20 protein-coding genes are annotated in these 20,365 nt (G+C 70.5%); 6 read left to right on the top strand and 14 right to left on the bottom strand.

The window, feature by feature from the left end:
• The first annotated feature begins 34 nt into the window (after nucleotides 1–34).
• Nucleotides 35–670 (top strand): rhomboid family intramembrane serine protease, encoded by a 636-nt coding sequence (locus QIT00_RS28585; protein ID WP_282538312.1) that lies wholly within the window; start codon nucleotides 35–37, stop codon nucleotides 668–670.
• A 243-nt stretch (nucleotides 671–913) separates the two neighbouring features.
• Here the strand turns inward: QIT00_RS28585 and mqnP are convergent, their stop codons facing one another.
• A complete protein-coding gene (mqnP, locus tag QIT00_RS28580) occupies nucleotides 914–1,816 on the bottom strand; it encodes a menaquinone biosynthesis prenyltransferase MqnP (RefSeq protein ID WP_282538311.1) in 903 nt (300 codons plus the stop codon).
• Nucleotides 1,813–3,273: a menaquinone biosynthesis decarboxylase gene (locus QIT00_RS28575; protein WP_282538310.1), complete on the bottom strand. Its 1,461-nt coding sequence runs from the start codon at nucleotides 3,271–3,273 to the stop codon at nucleotides 1,813–1,815. Before QIT00_RS28575 ends, mqnP begins: the two co-directional genes overlap by 4 nt.
• 88 nt (nucleotides 3,274–3,361) lie before the next feature.
• Here QIT00_RS28575 and QIT00_RS28570 point away from each other — a divergent pair, with 88 nt between their 5' ends.
• Nucleotides 3,362–3,673, top strand: a complete 312-nt coding sequence (locus QIT00_RS28570) for a PLD nuclease N-terminal domain-containing protein (RefSeq protein WP_282538309.1) — start codon at nucleotides 3,362–3,364, stop codon at nucleotides 3,671–3,673.
• Nucleotides 3,674–3,806: 133 nt separating this feature from the next.
• On the opposite strand, the gene QIT00_RS28565 is transcribed toward QIT00_RS28570, so the two are convergent.
• The 8 genes from QIT00_RS28565 to hemL all read right to left on the bottom strand — a co-directional run bounded on the left by QIT00_RS28565 (nucleotide 3,807) and on the right by hemL (nucleotide 12,296).
• The gene (locus tag QIT00_RS28565; protein ID WP_282538308.1) at nucleotides 3,807–4,310 is read right to left on the bottom strand and encodes an SRPBCC domain-containing protein; all 504 of its coding nucleotides are present in this window, start codon (nucleotides 4,308–4,310) and stop codon (nucleotides 3,807–3,809) included.
• Between the two features lie 44 nt (nucleotides 4,311–4,354).
• Nucleotides 4,355–5,437 carry a c-type cytochrome biogenesis protein CcsB gene (ccsB, locus tag QIT00_RS28560; protein ID WP_282538307.1) on the bottom strand — a complete coding sequence of 361 codons (1,083 nt, stop codon included), beginning with the start codon at nucleotides 5,435–5,437 and terminating at the stop codon, nucleotides 4,355–4,357.
• The gene (gene resB / locus QIT00_RS28555) at nucleotides 5,434–7,239 is read right to left on the bottom strand and encodes a cytochrome c biogenesis protein ResB (protein ID WP_282538306.1); all 1,806 of its coding nucleotides are present in this window, start codon (nucleotides 7,237–7,239) and stop codon (nucleotides 5,434–5,436) included. Before resB ends, ccsB begins: the two co-directional genes overlap by 4 nt.
• A gap of 2 nt (nucleotides 7,240–7,241) precedes the next feature.
• Nucleotides 7,242–8,087 (bottom strand): cytochrome c biogenesis CcdA family protein, encoded by an 846-nt coding sequence (locus QIT00_RS28550; protein WP_282538305.1) that lies wholly within the window; start codon nucleotides 8,085–8,087, stop codon nucleotides 7,242–7,244.
• A 10-nt stretch (nucleotides 8,088–8,097) separates the two neighbouring features.
• Nucleotides 8,098–8,667 (bottom strand): TlpA family protein disulfide reductase, encoded by a 570-nt coding sequence (locus QIT00_RS28545; protein ID WP_282538304.1) that lies wholly within the window; start codon nucleotides 8,665–8,667, stop codon nucleotides 8,098–8,100.
• 164 nt (nucleotides 8,668–8,831) lie between these two features.
• Nucleotides 8,832–10,052 carry a polysaccharide deacetylase family protein gene (locus tag QIT00_RS28540; protein WP_282538303.1) on the bottom strand — a complete coding sequence of 407 codons (1,221 nt, stop codon included), beginning with the start codon at nucleotides 10,050–10,052 and terminating at the stop codon, nucleotides 8,832–8,834.
• 235 nt (nucleotides 10,053–10,287) lie between these two features.
• The gene (locus tag QIT00_RS28535) at nucleotides 10,288–10,980 is read right to left on the bottom strand and encodes a histidine phosphatase family protein (RefSeq protein ID WP_282538302.1); all 693 of its coding nucleotides are present in this window, start codon (nucleotides 10,978–10,980) and stop codon (nucleotides 10,288–10,290) included.
• Nucleotides 10,977–12,296, bottom strand: a complete 1,320-nt coding sequence (hemL, locus tag QIT00_RS28530; RefSeq protein WP_282538358.1) for a glutamate-1-semialdehyde 2,1-aminomutase — start codon at nucleotides 12,294–12,296, stop codon at nucleotides 10,977–10,979. The genes QIT00_RS28535 and hemL overlap by 4 nt, the downstream gene beginning before the upstream one ends.
• 316 nt (nucleotides 12,297–12,612) lie before the next feature.
• Here hemL and QIT00_RS28525 point away from each other — a divergent pair, with 316 nt between their 5' ends.
• The gene (locus QIT00_RS28525) at nucleotides 12,613–13,245 is read left to right on the top strand and encodes a hypothetical protein (RefSeq protein ID WP_282538301.1); all 633 of its coding nucleotides are present in this window, start codon (nucleotides 12,613–12,615) and stop codon (nucleotides 13,243–13,245) included.
• Nucleotides 13,246–13,373: 128 nt separating this feature from the next.
• Entirely contained in the window at nucleotides 13,374–14,462 is a 1,089-nt protein-coding gene (locus tag QIT00_RS28520) for a MerR family transcriptional regulator (RefSeq protein WP_282538300.1), read from the top strand.
• A gap of 140 nt (nucleotides 14,463–14,602) precedes the next feature.
• Here the strand turns inward: QIT00_RS28520 and QIT00_RS28515 are convergent, their stop codons facing one another.
• From QIT00_RS28515 to QIT00_RS28505, 3 genes are all read right to left on the bottom strand, one after another.
• Nucleotides 14,603–14,962 carry a MerR family transcriptional regulator gene (locus tag QIT00_RS28515; protein WP_282538299.1) on the bottom strand — a complete coding sequence of 120 codons (360 nt, stop codon included), beginning with the start codon at nucleotides 14,960–14,962 and terminating at the stop codon, nucleotides 14,603–14,605.
• Nucleotides 14,963–15,084: 122 nt separating this feature from the next.
• The gene (locus tag QIT00_RS28510; RefSeq protein ID WP_282538357.1) at nucleotides 15,085–15,855 is read right to left on the bottom strand and encodes an SDR family NAD(P)-dependent oxidoreductase; all 771 of its coding nucleotides are present in this window, start codon (nucleotides 15,853–15,855) and stop codon (nucleotides 15,085–15,087) included.
• A 95-nt stretch (nucleotides 15,856–15,950) separates the two neighbouring features.
• Nucleotides 15,951–16,544 carry a hypothetical protein gene (locus tag QIT00_RS28505; protein WP_282538298.1) on the bottom strand — a complete coding sequence of 198 codons (594 nt, stop codon included), beginning with the start codon at nucleotides 16,542–16,544 and terminating at the stop codon, nucleotides 15,951–15,953.
• A gap of 476 nt (nucleotides 16,545–17,020) precedes the next feature.
• Here QIT00_RS28505 and QIT00_RS28500 point away from each other — a divergent pair, with 476 nt between their 5' ends.
• Entirely contained in the window at nucleotides 17,021–18,124 is a 1,104-nt protein-coding gene (locus QIT00_RS28500) for a magnesium and cobalt transport protein CorA (protein WP_282538356.1), read from the top strand.
• Between the two features lie 581 nt (nucleotides 18,125–18,705).
• On the opposite strand, the gene QIT00_RS28495 is transcribed toward QIT00_RS28500, so the two are convergent.
• Complete coding sequence (locus QIT00_RS28495) at nucleotides 18,706–19,278, bottom strand: TIGR03086 family metal-binding protein (RefSeq protein WP_282538297.1); 573 nt, start codon at nucleotides 19,276–19,278, stop codon at nucleotides 18,706–18,708.
• Nucleotides 19,279–19,366: 88 nt separating this feature from the next.
• Between QIT00_RS28495 and QIT00_RS28490 the strand changes: the two genes are divergently transcribed.
• Nucleotides 19,367–20,317, top strand: a complete 951-nt coding sequence (locus tag QIT00_RS28490) for a helix-turn-helix domain-containing protein (protein ID WP_282538296.1) — start codon at nucleotides 19,367–19,369, stop codon at nucleotides 20,315–20,317.
• The last annotated feature ends 48 nt before the right edge of the window (nucleotides 20,318–20,365 follow it).

Raw genomic sequence — 20,365 nt, 5'->3', positions numbered from 1 at the left:
GGTTCGCAGCAGGCGGTTCCAGGAGGCGATTCCCATGGCGTACGCACACCCCGCACCGCAGCGTTCGAGCCCGTCGGCCGGCAGGCGGCGGGCCATGACGGCCGCCTTCGTGATGGTGGCCTGGGTCGCCCTGCTGTGGGTGCTCGAAGTGATCGACGTGGCGAGCGGCCACGCCCTCGACGCGTACGGCATCACGCCGCGCGTCCCGGGCGAGCTGTGGGACGTGGTCCCGGCCGCGTTCCTGCACTTCGGCTTCGACCACGTCGCGACGAACAGCGTGCCGCTGCTCGTGCTCGGCTTCCTGGCCGCGCTCTCCGGTCTTCGCCGCTTCGGCGCCGTCGTCGCGCTGATCGTGGTGTTCAGCGGCCTCGGCGTCTGGTTCTTCGCGCCCGCGCACTCGCTGACGGCCGGCGCGTCCGGTGTCGTCTTCGGCCTCTTCGGCTATCTCCTGGTCCGCGGCTTCGTGGACCGCCGCGCGGTCGACGTCCTGATCGGCGTGCTTGTCCTCGCGGTGTACGGCTCGATCCTCTGGGGGGTCCTGCCGACGGCTGCGGGGGTCAGTTGGCAGGGGCATCTGTTCGGGCTGGTCGGTGGGGTGCTGGCGGCGATCGTTTTCCGCCGTAGGCGGCCGGATACGCCAGCTTCCGTCCCGACGTACACGGGGCCTTGAGGCGGCGCTTTTCCCCGCCCCGCCCCTTCCCGAAAGCCTGCGGCGCTTGTCGTTCGGCTGCAGCGCCGTCGTGGCTGGTCGCGCAGTTCCCCGCGCCCCTCAAAAACCCGCCCCTTCGGGGCTGAATCCAGCCCGTCCGGCGTTTGAGGACGAGCGCCTCAGCGCGATACGGGGTCCGGGGCGGAGCCCCGAAGCCGCTGCAAGCTTTCAGGAAGGGGCGGGATGGGGAGAAAAAAAGCTGGCCTAGACCCCCAGCCCCCGCACCACCAGATCGATCAGCGCGCACACGAACAGGGCGATCCCGATGAACCCGTTGACCTGGAAGAACGCCCGGTTCAGGCGGGACAGATCATGGGGCCGCACGATCGTGTGCTCGTACAGGAACGCCACCGCGACGATCACCAGGCCGAGCCAGAAGAACACGCCCGCCCCCGTGGACAGCGCGTACCAGGCGAACAGGCCCGTCGTCACCAGGTGACACCCGCGCGCCCCCCGGATCGCCGCCGGGATGCCGAAGCGCGCCGGCACCGACAGCACGCCGGCCTCGCGGTCCGTCTCCACGTCCTGGCAGGCGTAGATCAGGTCGAACCCGCCGATCCAGACGCCGACGGCGAGGCCTAGGATCACCGCGTCCCAGGACCACGAACCCGTGATCGCGAGCCACGCGCCGACCGGGCCCATCGCCTGCGCCAGGCCGAGGATCGCCTGCGGGAAGTTCGTGAACCTCTTGCCGTACGGATAGACCACCATCGGGATCACCGCGACGGGGGCCAGGGCCAGGCACAGAGGGTTGAGCAGGGCCGCGGCGCCCAGGAACACGACCAGGGCGATCAGCGCACCCGTCCACGCCGACTTCACCGAGACCGCGCCGGTGACGAGCTCACGGTGGGCGGTGCGCGGATTGCGGGCGTCGATCTCGCGGTCGATGATCCGGTTCGCCGCCATCGCGAACGTACGCAGGCCGACCATCGCGATCGTCACCAGGAGCAGCCGGCCCCAGTGGATGCTCCGGTCGAGCTGGAACATCGCGGTCAGCGAGGCGATGTACGCGAAGGGCAGCGCGAACACCGAGTGCTCGATCATGACCAGACGCAGGAAGGCCCTCGTGCGCCCCGGCTGCGGGACGGCTGCTGCGGCACTGCTCACTTGAGTCCGTACTCCTTCCAGCGGCGGTCCACGAGGGCCGCCGTGCGCGGGTCGGACTCGACCATGTCCGGCCATCCGCCGTCGCGCGTATAGCCCTCCTCGGGCAGCTTCTTCGTGGCGTCGATGCCCGCCTTGCCGCCCCAGAACTGCTGGTACGAAGCGTGGTCGAGGTGGTCGACCGGGCCCTCCACGACCGTGAGGTCGCGGGCGTAGTCGGTGTTGCCGAGCGCCCGCCAGGAGACCTCGTGCAGATCGTGCACGTCGCAGTCCTTGTCCACGACGACGATCAGCTTGGTCAGGGACATCATGTGCGCGCCCCAGATGGCGTGCATGACCTTCTGCGCGTGCTTCGGGTACTTCTTGTCGATCGAGACGATCGCGCAGTTGTGGAAGCCGCCGGACTCCGGCAGGTGGTAGTCCACGATGTCCGGGACGATCACCTTGAGGAGCGGGAGGAAGAAGCGTTCCGTGGCGCGGCCGAGCGGGCCGTCCTCCGTGGGCGGGCGGCCGACCACGATCGACTGGAGGAGCGGGCGCTTCCGCATCGTCACGCAGTCGATCTTGAGGGCGGGGAACGGCTCCTGCGGCGTGTAGAACCCGGTGTGGTCGCCGAACGGCCCCTCCGGCAGCATCTCACCGGGCTCCAGCCAGCCCTCGATGACGACCTCGGCGTTGGCCGGCACCTGCAGCGGCACCGTCTTGCAGTCGACCATCTCGACGCGCTTGCCCTGGATGAACCCGGCCAGCATGTACTCGTCCATGTCACCGGGGAGCGGCGCCGAGGACGCGTACGTCACGGCCGGCGGGCAGCCGAAGGCGATCGCGATGGGCAGCTTCTCGCCCCGCTGGGCGGCGACTTGGTAGTGGTTGCGGCTGTCCTTGTGGATCTGCCAGTGCATGCCGATCGTGCGCTTGTCGTGGCGCTGCAGCCGGTACAGGCCGAGGTTGCGCACGCCCGTCTCCGGGTGCTTGGTGTGAGTGAGGCCCAGGTTGAAGAACGAGCCGCCGTCCTCGGGCCAGGTGAACAGCGCGGGCAGCTGCTCCAGGTCCACGTCGTCGCCGGTGAGCACGACCTCCTGCACGGGGGCGTTCTCCGACTTCACCTTCTTCGGCGGTACGTGGGTCATCGCGCCGAGCTTGCCGAAGGCCTCGCGGATGCCGACGAACCCCTGCGGCAGCTCGGGCTTGAGCAGGCCGCCGATCTTGTCGCTGATGTCCGCGTACGACTTGAGGCCGAGGGCCTTCAACAGGCGGCGGTCGGTGCCGTACACGTTCATCGCGAGGGGCATCGAGGCGCCCTTCACGTTCTCGAAGAGCAGGGCGGGACCGCCGGCCTTGTTCACCCGGTCGACGATCTCACCGACCTCCAGATACGGGTCGACTTCGGCCTTGATGCGCTTCAGGTCGCCCTCGCGCTCCAGCGCCCGGAGCAGGGAGCGAAGATCGTCGTAAGCCATAGGGACCAGTATCGGCTACTCGCTACGCTTGACCTGTCACGGGGGCCGTCACCCGGCCCCGGCACTCCACACGCAGGGGGACGGCTTCATGTTCCGGGTGCTGCTGATCCTGGTGCCGCTGGCACTCAGCATCTACGCGTTCATCGACTGCATCACCACCGATGAGCAGGAGGTCCGCTACGTCCCCAAGCCGCTCTGGGCGATCCTCGTGCTGCTCTTTCCGCTGGTCGGCTCGATCTCCTGGCTGATCGTCGGCCGCGACCGCACGGCGCGCCGCCCGTCCCGGGCACGCGGCGGCTGGATCGCGCCGGACGACAACCCGGAGTTCTTGCAGACGCTGAAGGACGCTCCGCGCGAGGACGAGGAGGAGGACGACGGCTCGTCGGGCCCGTCCAAGTAGCTACGGCGCTTCGGGGGCCAGCCCCCGGACCCCCGCTCCTCAAACGCCGGAGGGGCTGAAAATCAGCCCCTCGGCGTTTGAGGAGGCCCGTCCGGCAGGACTTCGGGAAGGGGCGGGGCGGGGAGAAAAAGCCCTAGCCGCGCGACGCGTACAGATCCCGGAACCTGCGCCACCGGTCAGGCGTCCAGCGCGACCACTCCGCCGGACGCCCCGCCAACGCCTCCGCCAGATACTCGAAGTGATCGTGCCACCCCGCCAGGCGGTCCAGGCGCGACGCGTCATCCCCGCGGAACTCGTTCGTGAAGCGGACGGTCGTCCCCCGCGTACCGTCCGGCTCCAGATGGAACCGCATCCGCCCGTGCGGCGAGTCCAGGGTGTACTCCGCGATCCGCTCCACGTCCCAGGCCGTGACCCGGCCCGCGTGCCCGGCGCCCTCCTGGTTCAGCCAGCGCAGCGACACCGCGCCGCCGAGCCTCGGTTCGAGGACATCGGCGGCGGCGAGCCACTGCCGCAGCCCCGGCGCACTGGCCACCGCGAGCCAGACGTGCTCGACGGGATGCGGAAGGTGCAGCTCGAAGTGGAGGTGCTGGATTCCGTTCTCGGTCCGGCTGGTGCCCTGTCCGATCGTCGCGGTCATGGCACCAGCCTGGCCCGGTTGCGGAACATCCGCACCCGTGCAGGTCAGACGCCGGCGTAGGAGTGCTTGCCGGTGATGAAGATGTTGACGCCGTAGTAGTTCCACAGCCAGGTCGCGAAGGCGAAGAGGGCCAGGTATGCGGCCTTGCGGCCCTTCCAGCCGGCCGTCGCGCGGGCGTGCAGGTAGCAGGCGTACACGATCCACGTGACGAACGACCAGACCTCCTTGGGGTCCCAGCCCCAGTAGCGGCCCCAGGCGTCGCCCGCCCAGATCGCGCCCGCGATGATCGTGAACGTCCACAGCGGGAAGACCGCGGCGTTGACGCGGTACGAGAACTTGTCCAGGGACGCCGCCGAGGGCAGCCGGGAGAGGACCGAGCTCGCGAAGGTGCCGGGGGTGCCGCCGCCCTGGAGCTTGCTCTCGTACGAGTCGCGGAACAGGTAGAGCAGCGTGCCGACCGCGCCGAGGTAGAAGACCGCGCCGCAGAAGATGGCGGTGGAGACGTGGATCCACAGCCAGTACGAGTCGAGGGCCGGGACCAGCTGGTCGCTGTCGGTGTAGAGCCACTTGGTGGCGATGCCCAGGTCGAGCAGGACCGTGGTGACCAGGATCAGGCCGATCCAGCGGACGTTCTTCTTCAGCGCGAGGAGCAGCAGGTACGCGCCGACGGCCACCGTGGAGAAGGTGATCGAGAACTCGTACATGTTGCCCCAGGGGGCGCGCATGACGGAGAGCGCGCGGGTCGCGACACCGCCCGCCTCGACCAGGAAGCCGAGCACCGTGAGCGACACGGCGATCCGGCCGTACATGTCGCCCTTCTCGGTGCCGCCGTGCGCGCCGGGGCCGTCCGGCACGTCACGGGTGCCGGACGCGGTGCGCGTGACGACCTTGGGGCGCTCCAGTACGGCCGTGCCCCCGGCCTTCTTGACGGTGACGGCGGGCACGGCGGCGGCGCTGGTGCTCTCCGTGGTGAGCGCGGCGGCGGTGCGCCCGACCTTGCTGCGGCTGCCGAAGGTCCATTCGGCGATGTGCGCGAGGAAGGCCAGGGTGTAGACGGCCATCGACGAATAAATCAGGACGTTGCTGATGTTCGCCAGGTTCTCGTTGGTGGCGGCGGCGAGATTCACTTCTCGGTCCCTTCGGCAGGAACAGCTTCAGAGGGGTCGGACGGGTCGGGTTCGGGTACGCCCGGGGCCTGTTCGTAGAGCAGCCCGGCCAGGTCGCCGAGCTCCTCGGGCAGCTTGGGGGACTCGCTGCGGCCGAGGCCCGCCATCTCGACGACGGTGGTGCCGTCGGCGTGCCGCACCGCACGGACCCAGACGCGGCGGCGCTGGATGAACAGCGAGCCGATCAGGCCGACGAGGGCGGCACCTGCGCCGATCAGCGCCCAGCCGTTGCCGGGCTGCTGGGAGATCTGGAAGGACGCCCACTCCTTGAGGTCCTTCTCGAAGGTGATCGAGCCGGCGCCGTTCGGGAGCGTCATGGTCTCGCCCGGCCGGATGCGCTGCTTGAACAGCCGGCCGTCCTCGTCCTTGAACTCCTTCAGCTTCTTGGTGTCCAGCTGGTACACGTTCTGCGGAAGCCCGGAGTCCACGCCGAGGCTGCCGTGGTACGCGGAGAGCGCGAGCACCGGGTAATCGGGCGCCGGGAACTGGGAGAACATCTCGCCCTTGCCCGCGCCCGCGAAGGTCGGCACGAAGAAGGCGTTGAAGCCGAGCTGCTCCTTCTTGCCGTTCTTGTCGCGGTAGCCGTCGGCGACCTTGATGGCGCCGGTCGACGTGACGTTGGAGTCGATCGGCAGCATCGGCACGGCACCGTGGTAGACGGTCTCGCCGCGGCCGTCCTTGACGGTGACGACGGGCGCGTAGCCGTGGCCGATGAGGTGGACCTTCGCGCCGTTCACCTCCAGCGGCGAGTTGACCTCGACGGCCTTCTTCTTCTCCGGCCCGTCGGCGCCCTCGGAGTAGGTGACGTGCGCCTTGTAGATGCGCGGCGTGCCCTTCTCGGGACCGCTCTTCTCGTACGTGTCTTCGAAGCTGTCGAGCGTGAAGCTGAACGGTTCCAGGCTGTCGTTGTCGAAGAGGTTGCCGGACTTGAAGTCGTCGTACTGCGTAAGGGTGTTGGCGAATCCGTCGCCCTCGGTGATCAGCTTGCCGCCCTCGGACTTGAAGAGCGTGCCGACGGCGAAGGCGATCAGCAGCACGATCAGCGAGATGTGGAAGAGCAGGTTGCCGGCCTCGCGCAGATAGCCCTTCTCGGCGGCGACGGCGTCCCCGGCGAGGTCGGCGCGGAAGCGGCGCTTCTTCAGCAGCGCCAGGGCCTCCTCGCGCACCTGCTCGGGCTCGGCACCGGTGCGCCACGTCGTGTACGCGGGCAGCCGGTCGAGGCGGCGCGGGGCGCGCGGGGGGCGGCCGCGGAGCTGGCCGACGAACTGCCAGGTGCGCGGGACGATGCAGCCGATCAGGGAGATGAACAGCAGGATGTAGATCGCGGAGAACCACACCGAGCTGTAGACGTCGAAGAGTTGGAGCTTCTCGTAGATCGGCGTGAGCGTGGTGTGCGCTTCCTTGAAGTCCTGCACCTTGAGCTCGTCGACGCTGTTCTGCGGGATCAGCGAGCCGGGGATCGCGCCGAGCGACAGCATGAAGAGCAGGATCAGGGCGACCCGCATCGAGGTGAGCTGCCGCCAGAACCAGCGGGCCCAGCCGATCACGCCGAGCGCGGGCAGGTTCGGGGCGTCGCCACCCGCGTCCTCCTGGGGCGCGGTGCTGAGCTGCGATCCGGCGCTGCCGAGGTCCGAGTCCTCGCCCGCGCGAGTGGCCTCGCCCGCGCGGGTGGCCTCGCCCTCGCGAGTGGCCTCGCCCTCGCGGGTGGCCTCGGCCGCCGGGGCGGGCTCGGTGCCGTCGGCTGCGGTGTCGGTCTTGCTCACGATCAGATCCCCACGGTGAAGCCGGAAGTCCAGGACTGCATCTGGGACACCAGGTGGTCCCAGACGCCGGTGACGAGCAGCAGGCCGGTGGCGACGAGCATGCCGCCGCCGATCCGCATCACCCAGACGTAGTGCCGCTTGATCCAGTCGAACGCGCCGAGCGCCCGCCGGAACGCGATCGCCGCCAGGATGAACGGCACGCCGAGGCCGAGGCAGTAGGCCAGGGTCAGTATGGCGCCCCGGCCCGCGCTGGCCTCCTGCAACGAGAGCGTGGTGACGGCGGTGAGGGTCGGGCCGATGCAGGGTGTCCAGCCGATGCCGAAGAGCACGCCGAGCATGGGCGCGCCGATCAGGCCGGACACCGGCCGCTTGTGGAAGCGGAATTCGCGCTGCGTCAGGAACGGCATGGCGCCCATGAAGAAGAGCCCGAGCACGATGGTCAGCGCGCCGAGCACCTTGGAGATGACCTCGCGGTGCTCCTGGAGCGTGTACCCGATGCCGCCGAAGAGCGCGCCCCCGGAGACGAAGACCGCGGTGAAGCCGAGCACGAACAGCCCGGCCCCGGCGGCCATCCGGCCCCGCTTGGCCTCGGCGAGGTCGGTGCCGGAGACGCCCGTGACGTACGAGAGGTAGCCGGGGACGAGCGGCAGGACGCAGGGCGAGAAGAAGGAGACGAGGCCCGCGAGGAGGGCGATCGGCAGGGCCAGGACGAGGGCGCCGGTCAGGACGGTCTCGTTGGGAGCCGCGGCGAGGGCGGTGAGGGCGGGCCCGTGGGCGCCGTCGAGGCTCGCGGCGAGGGCGGACCCCTGAGCGCCGTCGAGGCTCGCGGCGAGGGCGTGCGCGTGCATCACGTCTCGCTCACTTCTCCGCGAGCAGCGGGTCGATCATCTGGTGCAACTGCTTGTCGTTGACGGCCTGCAGAGCACGTGCCGCCATCTTGCCGTCCTTGTCGATGACGATCGTGGACGGGATCTGCTGCGGGGCGAGGCTGCCCTTCGGGAAGCGCAGGATGAGCTTCCCGGAGGGGTCGTAGAAGCTCGGGTACTCGACGCCGTGCTCCTCCTCGAACTTGACCGCCGGGCCCTTGTTGAAGTCACGGGTGTTGATGCCGACGAACTCGACGCCCTTCGGCTTGAGCTCCTCGGCGACCTTCACGAGGTACGGCGTCTCGACGCGGCAGGGTCCGCACCAGGAGCCCCAGACGTTGAGGACGACGATCTTGCCCTTGTAGTCGTCGAGGCTGAGCGGCTTGCCGTCGAGTCCCTTGCCTTCGAGCTTCGGGGCGGCTACGCGCTCGGACTTGTCGACGTTGGCGATGCCGTTCTTGCCGGTGACGAAGTTGGTGTTCCCGGAGCCGCCCTGGGTGCCGCCGTCGCCGCAGGCGCTCAGGGTGAGGGCGGCGACCGCGGCCCCAACAAGAAGGTGCATCGTCCCGCGATTCCTTGAGGGGCGGTGGTCGGGCGACGGGCGGGAAAGGAGGGAGGCACGTCGGAGGGCGGGACGGCGAGGACTCATGTGAAAAGTTTCGCATGACCGTTTCGAGGATCTTGGGCACCCCCCGGCGCGTACGAGAACGCAGACGAACGGCCAGTTCAGGCGGCGTTCGCGAGCCCCTTCCAGCCGCCCGTCGGGGCCTGGCCGACCGGCAGGGACTGCAGCTGCTCCAGGACCTTCGGGTCCTGCACGTCGAGCCAGTCGACGAACTGCCGGAAGGAGACCAGGCGTACGTCCTTCTTCTCCGCGACCGTCTTCAGTGTCTCCTCGACGGCGTCCATGTAGATGCCGCCGTTCCACTGCTCGAAGTGGTTGCCGATGAAGAAGGGCGCTCGGTTTGTCTCGTATGCCCGGTTGAAACCGGCGAGGTAGGACTCCGTGGCCTGCTTGCGCCAGGCCGGGTAGTTGCGGGGCGGGGCCTTCGTGGAGTTCTGGGACTGGTTGGCGAGGATGTTGTAGTCCATCGACAGGACTTCGAAGCTGTGGCCCGGGAACGGCATCGCCTGCAGCGGAAGATCCCATATGCCCTGCTTCTTCACGGGCCAGCGCTGATGGCCGCCGGGCGAGGAGGCGTCGTAGCGCCAGCCCAGTTCGCGGGCGACGGGCAGCAGGTTCTCCTGGCCGAGCAGGCAGGGGGTGCGGCCGCCGACGAGTTCCTTGTCGTAGTCGAAGGGCAGCGAGGGCAGGTCGGTCCACCCCGTGTTCGTACGCCACTCCTTGACGAAGGACCTGGCCTGGTCGATCTCGTCGCGCCACTGCCGGGGCGTCCAGTGGGCGACCGAGCCGGTGCCCGCGCAGAAGTGGCCGTTGAAGTGGGTGCCTATCTCGTGGCCGTCGAGCCAGGCCTGGCGCACGTACTTCAGGGTCTGCTTGATGTGGTCGTCGGTGAGGTAGCCGATGTCGGAGGCGCCGACGGTGTTGTTCGGCGGGCGGTAGAGGCGCTTCTTCGCCTCGGGCAGCAGGTAGAGGCCCGAGAGGAAGAACGTCATGTGCGCGCCGTACTCCTCGGCGAGCTTCAGGAAGCGCGGGAACAGGCCGTTGCCCACCTCGCCCGCGCCGTCCCAGGAGAAGATCACGAACTGCGGCGGGGTCTCACCGGGCGCGAGCGGAACGGGCTTGTCCGGCTGGTGCGGCTGCTTTCCCGTGAAGGACGTGGAACCGTCGCCTATCGCGCGCCCCTCTAGGGGGGTGTCCTTCCCCCTGGCCCGGCCCGCCGGCTTCGCGTCGTTCGTGCCGGTTCCGCATCCGGCGAGCCCCGCGGCGGCCGCCCCGAGGCCAACTCCCAGTCCCAGCAGTCCCCTTCGGCTGTAGTCGCGCATATCCGTCCCCGATTCTCCGTACTGATCCCCGTTGGTCCCCCACGAATGTGGGCACACCGGTAGATAGCGACAGAGGCATAGGGGTTGCGCCAAGTGGCGTAAATCTTCTGCTGATACGGCAAGGCAAAGGCCGGGCACTCGGTGAGTACCCGGCCTCAAGCCCCTGACCTTTACTGCGCGTTGACTCTATTTCGTACGCATTTGTCCGTTACATCTGGATAGCGGAGATATACCCCTACGCCCCGAACGCCTTGTCCTTGCCCTTGACGCCCTTGCCCGGCTTGGCGCCCGCGAGCAGATGCGCGGGGACGAGGTCACGGGCCGGCTCGGAGTACCCCACCGACACGATCTTGTCGCCGCGGTACGTGAACGACGTCAGCGAGGCGAGCGTGCACTGCCGCTTGCGCGGGTCGTGCCACAGGCGGCGCTTCTCCACGAAGCTGCGCACGATCCAGATCGGCAGCTGGTGGCTCACACACACCGCCTCGTGCCCCCGGGCCGCGTCCTTCGCCGCGTCGAGCGCGCCCATCATCCGGACGACCTGCTCGATGTACGGCTCGCCCCAGGACGGCTTGAACGGGTTGACCAGGTGCCGCCAGTTCTCCGGGCGCTTCAGGGCGCCGTCGCCCACGCCGAAGGTCTTGCCCTGGAAGACGTTGGCCGCCTCGATCAGGCGCTCGTCCGTGGCCAGATCCAGACCGTGCACCTTGGCGATCGGGCCGCCCGACTCCTGCGCCCGCTCAAGGGGCGAGGACACGACATGCGTGACGTCCCGCCCGGCCAGGTGCTCGGCGACCCGGTCGGCCATCTGCCGGCCGAGCTCGGAAAGGTGGTACTCGGGCAGGCGGCCGTAGAGGATGCCCTCCGGGTTGTGCACCTCGCCGTGGCGCATCACGTGCACCACCGTGAGCTCGTCCCGCGCGCTCATGCCGTGGCCTCCGCCGCGGCCCGGGCGGCGGCCGGCAAGGCGTCGGCGATGCGCTGGACCGCACGCTCGTCGTGCGCCGTCGAGACGAACCAGGACTCAAAGGCGGACGGCGGGAGATACACACCGGCGGCCAGCATCGCGTGGAAGAACGCGGTGAAGCGGAAGGACTCCTGCGCCTTCGCGTCCTCGTAGTTCCGCACCTCGTTCGCCGTGAAGAACACCGAGAACATGTTGGAGGCGGTCTGCAGCCGGTGCGCCACGCCCTCCTTGGTGAGCTCCTCGGTGACCAGGCCCTGGAGCTCCTTCGAGACCGCGTTGACCTTGTCGTACGCCGCGTCGTCCAGGAGGCGGAGCTGGGCCAGGCCCGCGGCCGTGGCGATCGGGTTACCGGAGAGCGTGCCCGCCTGGTAGACCGGGCCCGCCGGGGCGAGGTGCGCCATCACGTCCGCGCGGCCGCCGAACGCCGCCGCCGGGAAGCCGCCGCCCATGACCTTGCCGAAGGTCAGCAGGTCCGGCACGACGCCGTCGACGCCGAACCAGCCGGCCTTCGACGTACGGAAGCCGGTCATGACCTCGTCCGAGATGTACAGCGCGCCGTTGTCCTGGCAGAGCTGCTTCAGGCCGGCGTTGAAGCCGTCGCGCGGCGGGACCACGCCCATGTTGCCGGGGGAGGCCTCGGTGATCACGCAGGCGATCTCGCCGGGGTGCGCGGCGAAGGCGGCCCGCACGGCCTCCAGGTCGTTGTACGGCAGCACGATCGTGTCGCCCGCCTGCGCGCCGGTGACGCCCGGCGTGTCCGGCAGGCCGAACGTGGCCACGCCGGAGCCGGCCGCGGCGAGCAGCGCGTCCACATGGCCGTGGTAGCAGCCCGCGAACTTGACCACCTTGGCGCGGCCGGTGAAGCCGCGGGCGAGGCGGATCGCGGACATCGTCGCCTCGGTGCCCGACGACACCAGGCGGACCTGCTCGACGGGGGCGATCCGGTCCACGATCTCCTCGGCGAGCGCGACCTCGCCCTCCCCCGGCGTACCGAACGAGGTGCCGCGGGCGACCGCGTCCTGCACGGCGGAGATCACCTCGGGGTGCGAGTGGCCGAGGATCATCGGTCCCCAGGAGCACACCAGGTCGACGTACTCACGGCCGTCGGCGTCGGTGAGATAGGGGCCGGTGCCGGACACCATGAAGCGCGGCGTGCCCCCGACGGCGCGGAACGCGCGCACGGGAGAGTTCACGCCGCCGGGCGTCACGACGGCCGCTCGGTCGAAAAGCGTCTGCGAAACGGGGGCTTCGTATGAATACGGCACGTTGGTCCTGATCTGCGATGCGTCGGTGAGTGGACGACGACGGAAGTCGACGGGGGTCGGCGGGGGTCGGCGGGGGTCGGCGGGAGTCGGTGGGGATGCCTGGTGATAACGGCCAGGCGTCAGCCCCCTCGCGTCTGCGAGACTGGGTGGACATAGGGAAAGCTCACACAAGCCATGGTGTCAGAGCCCTCGGACATCCTGTGGACAGGTGTTTCAGCACGGCTGTTCACACCCACGTTTCGGCGTACGGTCACGGGGGAGGTCAACTGACACGATGATCGGGTTGCGCGGCGTGGCTGTGTTACCTAAAAAGCAGTCGGGTGGAGATATGCATCGCGGTGGCGGACTGGGCGAGGGGACCGACGACCTCGGTCCCCGGCGTGCCCGCCGGGGGAGGCACCGTAGGGAACCTGAGACCGCGGAGGCGGCGGACACGGCGGCCGCGGACACGGCAGCGGGCGCGGCCGACCGGCGCGACGCCACGACGGGGATCCCTTCGAGCACGGGGAGCAGGAGTGGCCGGGTGGGGGTGACCTACAAATACTTCGGCGCTCCGGACGGTGCGACCGCTGCCCGGGTGCCCATCTCGATGCGGCCGGAAGAGCTCGGCGGTGACGAGCTCGGCATGGGCGGGATGTTCACGAAGATCAAGCCGGAGACGATGGCCGCGATGGTCCTCACCGGCATCGAGGGCATACCCCTGCACAAGGTGCCCCCGCTCGAACTCGTCGTCCTGCACCCCGACTACGCCGTGGTGAAACTCCCGATGACGGTCGTCGACCCGCTCCGCGGCATCGGCGAGGAGTCGGTCGGCGCGGCCGCGTTCATCTGGTCCACGGTCCCGGACCGCGGCGGACCGCGCGACGCGTTCAACGTCTATCAACTGCTGCACGAATGGCAGGACTTCAGCCATCGGCTGCATGAGGCGGGGCATCAGCCGTACTGCCTGGTGTGGCCCTGACGCGAACCCTCCCCCCTGTGCGCTGACGCCAACCCTCCCCCCTGTGCGCTGTTGACCTTCCCCTTGGGGAAAGCCGCAGCATCGGCAGGGCCGGGCGGCCGAACCGTCCGGTCGAGGGAGGTACGGGGATGAGCTTGCTCGGTATCGGTGCTTTCGCCCGGGCGGCGCGGCTCTCGCCCAAGGCCCTGCGGCTGTACGACGAGTTGGGGCTGCTCAAGCCCGCACACGTCGACCCGGTGACCGGCTACCGCCGTTACGCACCGGACCAGTTGGAGCAGGCCCGCCTCGTGGCGTGGCTGCGGCGGATCGGCATGCCACTGGCCCGGATCCGTACGGTGTGCGGCCTTGAGCCGGACGCCGCGGCTCAGGAAGTCCGTTCCTACTGGGCCCGGGTCGAGTCGGACACCGCCGCCAGGCGAGACCTCGCCGCCTTCCTCGTGGACCATCTGACGCGGAAGGACCCCGCCATGGCTTCCCCATCGACCGGCACACCGTCGGCCCCGCTGAACATCCGCTACGCCGCGCTCTCCGATCAGGGCCTGGTCCGCGAGAGCAACCAGGACGCGGCCTTCGCCGGATCGCGGGTCCTGGCCGTCGCCGACGGATTCGGGCGTTCCGGCGGCCCGGCCAGCGCGGCGGCAATCGACGTGTTCGAGCGCCTGGAGACCGAACCGGTTCCGGCGGGCGACCTCCTCAACTCCCTTGAGGACGCCGCCGAACGCGCAGGCAGCGCCGTACGCGATGTCGCCACCGCCGACCCCGCGCCCGCCACCGTGGGTACGACGCTCACCGCGATGCTCTGGACCGGCTCCCAGCTGGCGCTCGTCCACATCGGCGACTCGCGCGCGTATCTGCTGCGTGACGGCGAGCTGTTCCAGATCACGCACGACCACACGCAGGTCCAGGCCCTGCTCGACGAGGGCCGCCTCAGCGCCGACGAGGCCGCCTCGCATCCGCAGCGTGCGCTGTTGCTGCGGGCCCTTTCGGGCGCCCGGCCCGGCGACGACGGCCCGGACCTCCGGCTGCACGACGCCGCCGCCGGGGACCGCTACCTGCTCTGCTCCGACGGCCTGAGCGCGGTCGTCCCGAATGAGCGCATCGGCGAAATGCTCGCCGGGACCCCCGATCCGGAGGACGTCGTACGTGAACTCGTGGACCTGGCTCGGGAGTTCGGCGGGCCGGACAACGTGAGCTGTGTCGTCGCGGATGTGGGGTGAGGAGGTTCCGGGAGGAGGCCGCGGTAGGAGCCCGCGGTAGGTGCTCCCGTAGGAGCCCGCGGTAGGTGCCCCCGTAGGAGCCCGCGGTAGGAGCCTCTGGCAGGAGGCCCCGGTTGGAGGCCCCGGTAGGAGCCCGCGGCTCAGTCGGCCGAACGCGTCGACTCGTCGAGCGCCGCCGCCAGCCGGTCCCGCAGGGCCGTCTGGGCCGCGATGCGGCGGTCGAGCACGGCGAGGCGTTCCCGCGCCACCGCCAGGCCCTGCGGCGCGGGCGGCGCCGAGGTCACGTCCCCGTCGAGGCAGGGCGCGAACACCCGTACGTCGTCGAGGGTGAGCCCCGCCGCGAGCAGGTGCCGGATGTTGCGGACCCGGACGAGCGCGCCCTCGTCGTAGTCGCGGTAGCCGTTCGGGGCTCGCTCCGAGGAGATCAGCCCGGACTGCTCGTAGTGGCGCAAGGCGCGCGCCGTCGTACCGGTGCGCGCCGCCAACTCCCCTATCCGCACTGGGGTCGCCCTCCCTCACCCGGGGCCCGTGTCCCGTGTCCCGTTACTCGATCCCCCGTCCCCGATCTCATCATGGTGCGGGGTGGGGGCGCGGGGCGCGGGCTCCTGGTGGGGAGGAGCGGTCAGGCCACCACCGCTCCCCCGTCGACCGGCAGAACCACACCCGTCACGTACGACGCCTCGGGCGCCGCGAGCCGGGTGATCGCCCAGGCCACCTCCTCGGGCCTGCCGATCCGGCCGAGCGGTGTGTGCGCCAGCTGCCAGGCACGGAGTTCCGCGATCCGCTCCGGCGACAGGCCCTGGTGGTCCCCGATCGGCGTCTCCACCGCCCCGGGCGCGACCGCGACCACCCGCACCCCGCGCGGCGCCAGCTCCACGGCCCAGCTGCGAGTGAGCAGGTCGAGGGCCGCTTTCGTGGCCGCGTACACCGCACTGCCCGGAAACGCGCGCTGCCCGACCGACGTACTGACATTGGCGATCACCCCGCGCGCCTCCGTGAGCAGCGGCAGCGCGGCCTGCGCGAGCATGGTCGGAGCGACCAGGTTGGTGGCCAGCTGCTCGTCGACCCCGCCGCGCGTGACGGCGCCGAGCGCCCCGCCGCGCACGATCGCGGCGTTGTTGACGAGCACGTCCAGGCGTCCGTACGTACGCTCCACCGCCTCGACGATCCGCTCGGGACCGCCGTCCGCAGCGACGTCCGCGACGAGCGGAGTGATCCGCTCCGGCTGGCTGGAGGCCGCTTCCCGCAAGGGCTCCGGCCTCCGCCCCACCGCCAGGACCCGCGCCCCTTCGGCCGCGAAGGCCCGAGCGGTGGCCCGGCCGATGCCGGTACCCGCACCGGTCACACAGACGACTCGGGGGGTGCGTTCGTCGGTAGTCATGCCGGTAGCCATGTCGGTGGTCACGCCGGTAGCAATGTCGGTGGTCACGCCGGTAGCGAGGTCGGTGGTCATGGCGTGATCGTCCGACCCTGACGCCAGCGGCAAGGTCAAGCCCGCCTGTTGACCCCATTCCGGTCGCGGGTGCGGGCGCGGGCGCGTGCCCTTGCCTTGGTGGCCGTACGCGTACGGATGCGGGGGCGGCCGCGCACCGGCCGCAGAACCTGTTCGAGCTGCCGACAGCCCTCGCACCACACGTCCGAGCGCCGGGCGGCGCGCGCGGCGGCGTTCGCGTCGTCAAAGAACAGCGGGTCGCCGCGGTGCGTCAGACACTCCACCTCGTACCGGTCGTCGGCCCGCCCTGCGAGCAGCACCGGATCCGCAACCGCCAGGGTGTCCCGGGTCCTGATCTGCGCCCCGGTGTCCCTTCTGGTGAAGATCCGTCCGTCGGCGTCGAGTTCGCGCACCTCCTGCTCGGCCTCCCGGACCGCGGCCCGGCGGGCGAGCGCACCGTCCGGGTCGGGCGTGAGGGCGCGCGCCGCCCTGGACCGCAGCTTGTCGAGAGCCGTCTCCACACGCCGAGCATGCATCCTGACGATCGCACGGAGGCGGCGGCGCCGGGCGTCCTTGACGTCGAGACCGGCGTACTTGGGACCGAGACGCGCGTCGCACGCCGCGTCGACCGGTATGCCGCTGCTGCTCATGAGGCGATGACTCCTTCGACTCCCCGAGGCAGCTGACCCCTACGAGAGTCGACTCTAAGGCGGATACGGAGGCCTTGCCCGTTCTGGGCGAGACGGGACGGTTCGTCGGGGTGGTTGGGGGCGGTGGGGGCGGCGGCGTGGTCCGGCCTTCGTGGGGCGCGGGCCCGGGCTTCGCGGGGCGTGGTCGGGGCTTCGCGAGGCGTGGTCGGGGTTTCGCGGGGCGTGGTCGGGGTTTCGCGGGGCGTGGTCCGGGCTACGGGGAGCGCGGTCCCGCCTTCGCGGAGGGGGCGGGCCCGGGCTTCGCGGGGGGCGGGCTTCGCGGGGCGTGGTCCGGGCTTCGCGGGGGGCGGGCTTCGTGGGGGGGGGCGTGGTCCGGGCTTCGCGGGGGGCGTGGTCCGGCTGGTCCGGCCCTGGGACGCCCACCACCCGCAGTGGCACACTGGCACGTCGAGCCCGGAGGGAGACCGGACGTGCCCATGATCCGCAAGCTGCGCCGCATGGTCGGCCGCGCCAAGCGCCGCACGGTGGACCTCAGCCACCCGGCGCGCTCTCCGCTCGGCAGTGCCGTGGTGAATTGCGTCGTCTACCAGGACGGCAAGCGCCGCGCCGACGGCCGCGCCGACGTCTCGGCCGCCCAGGCGCTGGCCCGCGTACGCAAGGAGGGCGAGGGCTTCGTCTGGATCGGGCTGCACGAGCCCACCCCCGACGAACTCGCCGAGCTCGCCCAGCCGTTCGGCCTCCACCCGCTGGCCATCGAGGACGCCGTCCACGCCCACCAGCGCCCCAAGGTCGAGTCGTACGACGACATGCTGTTCGCCGTCTTCAAGTCCGTCTGCTACGTGGACCACGACGAGCTGACCTCCAGCAGCGAGGTGGTGGACACCGGCGAGATCATGGTCTTCACCGGCCGGGACTTCGTCATCACGGTCCGGCACGGCCGCCACGGCTCGCTCGGCCCGGTCCGCGAAGCCCTGGAGGCCGACCCGGAGCAGCTGGCCAAGGGCCCGTCGGCCGTGCTGCACGCGATCGCCGACCATGTCGTGGACGAGTACCTGACCGTCGCCGACGCCGTGCAGGCAGACATCGACGCCGTGGAGTCCCAGGTCTTCGCGGCCCAGCCGGACCGCTCGGGCGGGCGGGCCGACGCCGGGCGGATCTACCAGCTCAAACGCGAACTCCTGGAACTGAAACGGGCCGTCTCCCCACTCAGCCGCCCCCTCCACATCCTCGCCACGCGCACGAACACGCTGATCGATCCCGACATCCAGCCGTACTTCCGCGACGTCGCCGACCACCTGGCCGGCACGAGCGAGCACATAGCGTCCTTCGACGCCCTCCTCGACTCGATCCTCCAGGCCCACCTGGCGCAGGTCACGGTCGAGCAGAACGAGGACATGCGCAAGATCACGTCCTGGGCCGCGATCATCGCCGTACCCACCATGGTCTGCGGCGTCTACGGCATGAACTTCGAGCACATGCCCGGCCTCGACTCCCCCTACGGCTATCCCGTTCTCGTCATCGTCACCGTCCTCGCTTGCTTCCTGCTCCATCGAATGCTCCGCCGCAAAGGCTGGCTGTAACGGCGAGCGAACGAGCCCGCCCACTACGGGCTTCCAGCCCGTCTACCGATCTCCACTACGGTTCTCTGCTCCCGGCCCGGGGCGGCCGCCCCGGGCTGTCGATTGACTCTCGTTTCGGGCCACCCACCTGGCCTGTCGACAGGCGCCACCGATCCGGGCCACCGATCCGGACTGTCGGCCCGAGCCACCGTCCGCTGTCTCTCGGCTGCGGCTACTGCGACGGCTGCGGCTCGGCTGCGGCTACTGCCACGACTGCGGCTCGGCTGCGGCTACTGCTGAAGCCCTCCACCAGCCACGGGTCCGGCCGACTGCGGGCCAGCCATCGCTGCGGGGCCGAGCAACGGCTGCAGGTCCAGCCGACGGCGCGGCTGCATCCACCGACCGCAGGTGCAGCCCCGACCACAGGCGCAGCCACCGACCACAGCAGGCACGAGCCGCCCGCCGCAGGTACGAGCCGCCCGCCGCAGGGCCCCTCCCACGGCTGCACAACCGCCCTCCCCCAGCACCCGGCAAACTGTCCACCCGCCGGACCTAGGTGACCCATCCGGCCGCCCCGCCCGGACAGGCGCCCCTTCACCCCCTCACGGTCGCCATCGCGGGTCGCGCCCCAGTGTGCCGAGGAGGCGGTCCTGCTCCGACGCATCCGGCGGTACGGCCACGGGCTCGCCGAGTACACCCGCCTGCCGTGCCGTCGGGGCGAGGCCCTCGTACGCGGAGGCGAGTTCGGTGAGGACCACCGGCTCGATCGCGTACGCCTGGCCTGTCGCGCGGGCCAGGTCCCAGGCGTGCACGGCGAGATCGCCGAGCACCATGTGGCCGACAGTGCGGGCCGGGAACTTCATCGCCCCGGTCGTACCCTCGTCCGCTCCGGGCTCGCCCCAGGCCTCGACGAGCCGACGGGTCTCCTCGGCGAACCGCTCCCGCCAGTCGGCGCCCCCGCCGACCATGTCGGGCGTCTCCCCGAACTCCGAGTCCCGCTTCGCCGCGAGGGCCTGGAACTGCACGACCACCTGCGCGAGGTGGTTCACCAGGGCACGTACGTCGTACTCGGAACATGGCGTGCGCTGTCCGAGCTGCCCGTCCTCGATACCCCGGACCACGGCCACAGCCTGCACGCCTGCCGTGTCCAGGAGCTCGCTGATGCTCTTCGTCATGCCTCGAACGTAGGCGCCGACCGGTGCGTGCGCCTTGAACAAACGCGACAGCCGACCCCTGGTTCCACCCCCGTCCTAGACTCCGTTCATGGCAGCCCCGCGCCGTGACACGAAGGGCATCGTCGATGCCGCCGAGCTCTTCTCCCACGTCCGGTTCCGCCGTCGCGAGCCGGCCGAACCGCTGCGCCCCTATCTCGAGCACTACTGGCTGATCGACTGGGACCTGCCCAAGCCGTACGCCTCCCACGTCGTCCCCCATCCCTCCGTGAACGTCGTCTTCCAGTTCCAGCGCTCCGAAGCCCCCGCCGGCTCCGGCGACCTCGATGGGCCCGACGGCTCCGACTGCCCCGACGGTCCTGACGGCCACGACGACGCAGGTGCCCCAGGTGCCCCAGGTGCCCCAGGTGCCTCAGATGCCCCAGGAACGTCCCCCGCCGATGGCTTCGGCGAGGTCGCGGGCATCGGCCTCGAGCTGTTCACCAAGAAGCTCGAAGGCGTGGGCCGGGCCTGCGGAGTGCAGTTCCGCCCCGGCGGCTTCCGCCCGTTCGCCCCCGCACGCCCCGTGAGCGACTGGACGGGGCGGCAGCTGCCGCTGGACGAGGTGTTCCCCGCCGGTGCCGTCGACGGTGCGGCACAGGCCGTACTCGCCCCGGACGACGAGGACGCCCGCGTGGCGGCACTCGACGCCTTCCTGCTGTCCCTCGGACCACAGCCCGACCCACAGGCCGACCTCGCCATGGCCCTCGTCGACCGCGTCCGCACCGACCGCTCCATGCGCCGCGTCGATCAACTCGCCCGCACGGAAGGCCTGTCGACGCGCAGCCTGCAGCGGCTCTTCTCCGCGTACGTCGGCGTCGGCCCCAAGTGGGTCATCCTCCGCTACCGCATCCACGACGCCCTGGACGTGGCCGAGTCCGGCACGGCTGTCGACTGGGCGGCCGTCGCAGCCGACCTGGGCTATGCCGACCAGGCCCATCTCGTACGGGACTTCACGTCGACAGTCGGGGTACCGCCGACTGCCTACGCGGCCGGAGCCTGAGGGGTCGCGGGACCAGAACGCCCCTGAGCGCCAGGGAGTTCCGCCCGC

The organism is Streptomyces luteolus (assembly GCF_029968015.1).
In the GTDB taxonomy this organism is placed as follows: Bacteria; Actinomycetota; Actinomycetes; order Streptomycetales; family Streptomycetaceae; genus Streptomyces; species Streptomyces luteolus.
Note: the sequence above shows the minus strand (reverse complement) of the source record. Positions and strands in the feature narration are given on the sequence as shown.

What these genes read in the sequence shown, in the direction of transcription:
- QIT00_RS28585 (WP_282538312.1), top strand. Translation starts at nt 35, where the DNA reads ATGGCGTACGCACACCCCGCACCGCAGCGTTCGAGCCCGTCGGCCGGC.
- QIT00_RS28575 (WP_282538310.1), bottom strand. Translation starts at nt 3,273, where the DNA reads ATGGCTTACGACGATCTTCGCTCCCTGCTCCGGGCGCTGGAGCGCGAG.
- QIT00_RS28570 (WP_282538309.1), top strand. Translation starts at nt 3,362, where the DNA reads ATGTTCCGGGTGCTGCTGATCCTGGTGCCGCTGGCACTCAGCATCTAC.
- QIT00_RS28565 (WP_282538308.1), bottom strand. Translation starts at nt 4,310, where the DNA reads ATGACCGCGACGATCGGACAGGGCACCAGCCGGACCGAGAACGGAATC.
- QIT00_RS28550 (WP_282538305.1), bottom strand. Translation starts at nt 8,087, where the DNA reads ATGCACGCGCACGCCCTCGCCGCGAGCCTCGACGGCGCTCAGGGGTCC.
- QIT00_RS28545 (WP_282538304.1), bottom strand. Translation starts at nt 8,667, where the DNA reads ATGCACCTTCTTGTTGGGGCCGCGGTCGCCGCCCTCACCCTGAGCGCC.
- QIT00_RS28540 (WP_282538303.1), bottom strand. Translation starts at nt 10,052, where the DNA reads ATGCGCGACTACAGCCGAAGGGGACTGCTGGGACTGGGAGTTGGCCTC.
- QIT00_RS28535 (WP_282538302.1), bottom strand. Translation starts at nt 10,980, where the DNA reads ATGAGCGCGCGGGACGAGCTCACGGTGGTGCACGTGATGCGCCACGGC.
- QIT00_RS28525 (WP_282538301.1), top strand. Translation starts at nt 12,613, where the DNA reads ATGCATCGCGGTGGCGGACTGGGCGAGGGGACCGACGACCTCGGTCCC.
- QIT00_RS28520 (WP_282538300.1), top strand. Translation starts at nt 13,374, where the DNA reads ATGAGCTTGCTCGGTATCGGTGCTTTCGCCCGGGCGGCGCGGCTCTCG.
- QIT00_RS28510 (WP_282538357.1), bottom strand. Translation starts at nt 15,855, where the DNA reads ATGGCTACCGGCATGACTACCGACGAACGCACCCCCCGAGTCGTCTGT.
- QIT00_RS28505 (WP_282538298.1), bottom strand. Translation starts at nt 16,544, where the DNA reads ATGAGCAGCAGCGGCATACCGGTCGACGCGGCGTGCGACGCGCGTCTC.
- QIT00_RS28500 (WP_282538356.1), top strand. Translation starts at nt 17,021, where the DNA reads ATGATCCGCAAGCTGCGCCGCATGGTCGGCCGCGCCAAGCGCCGCACG.
- QIT00_RS28495 (WP_282538297.1), bottom strand. Translation starts at nt 19,278, where the DNA reads ATGACGAAGAGCATCAGCGAGCTCCTGGACACGGCAGGCGTGCAGGCT.
- QIT00_RS28490 (WP_282538296.1), top strand. Translation starts at nt 19,367, where the DNA reads ATGGCAGCCCCGCGCCGTGACACGAAGGGCATCGTCGATGCCGCCGAG.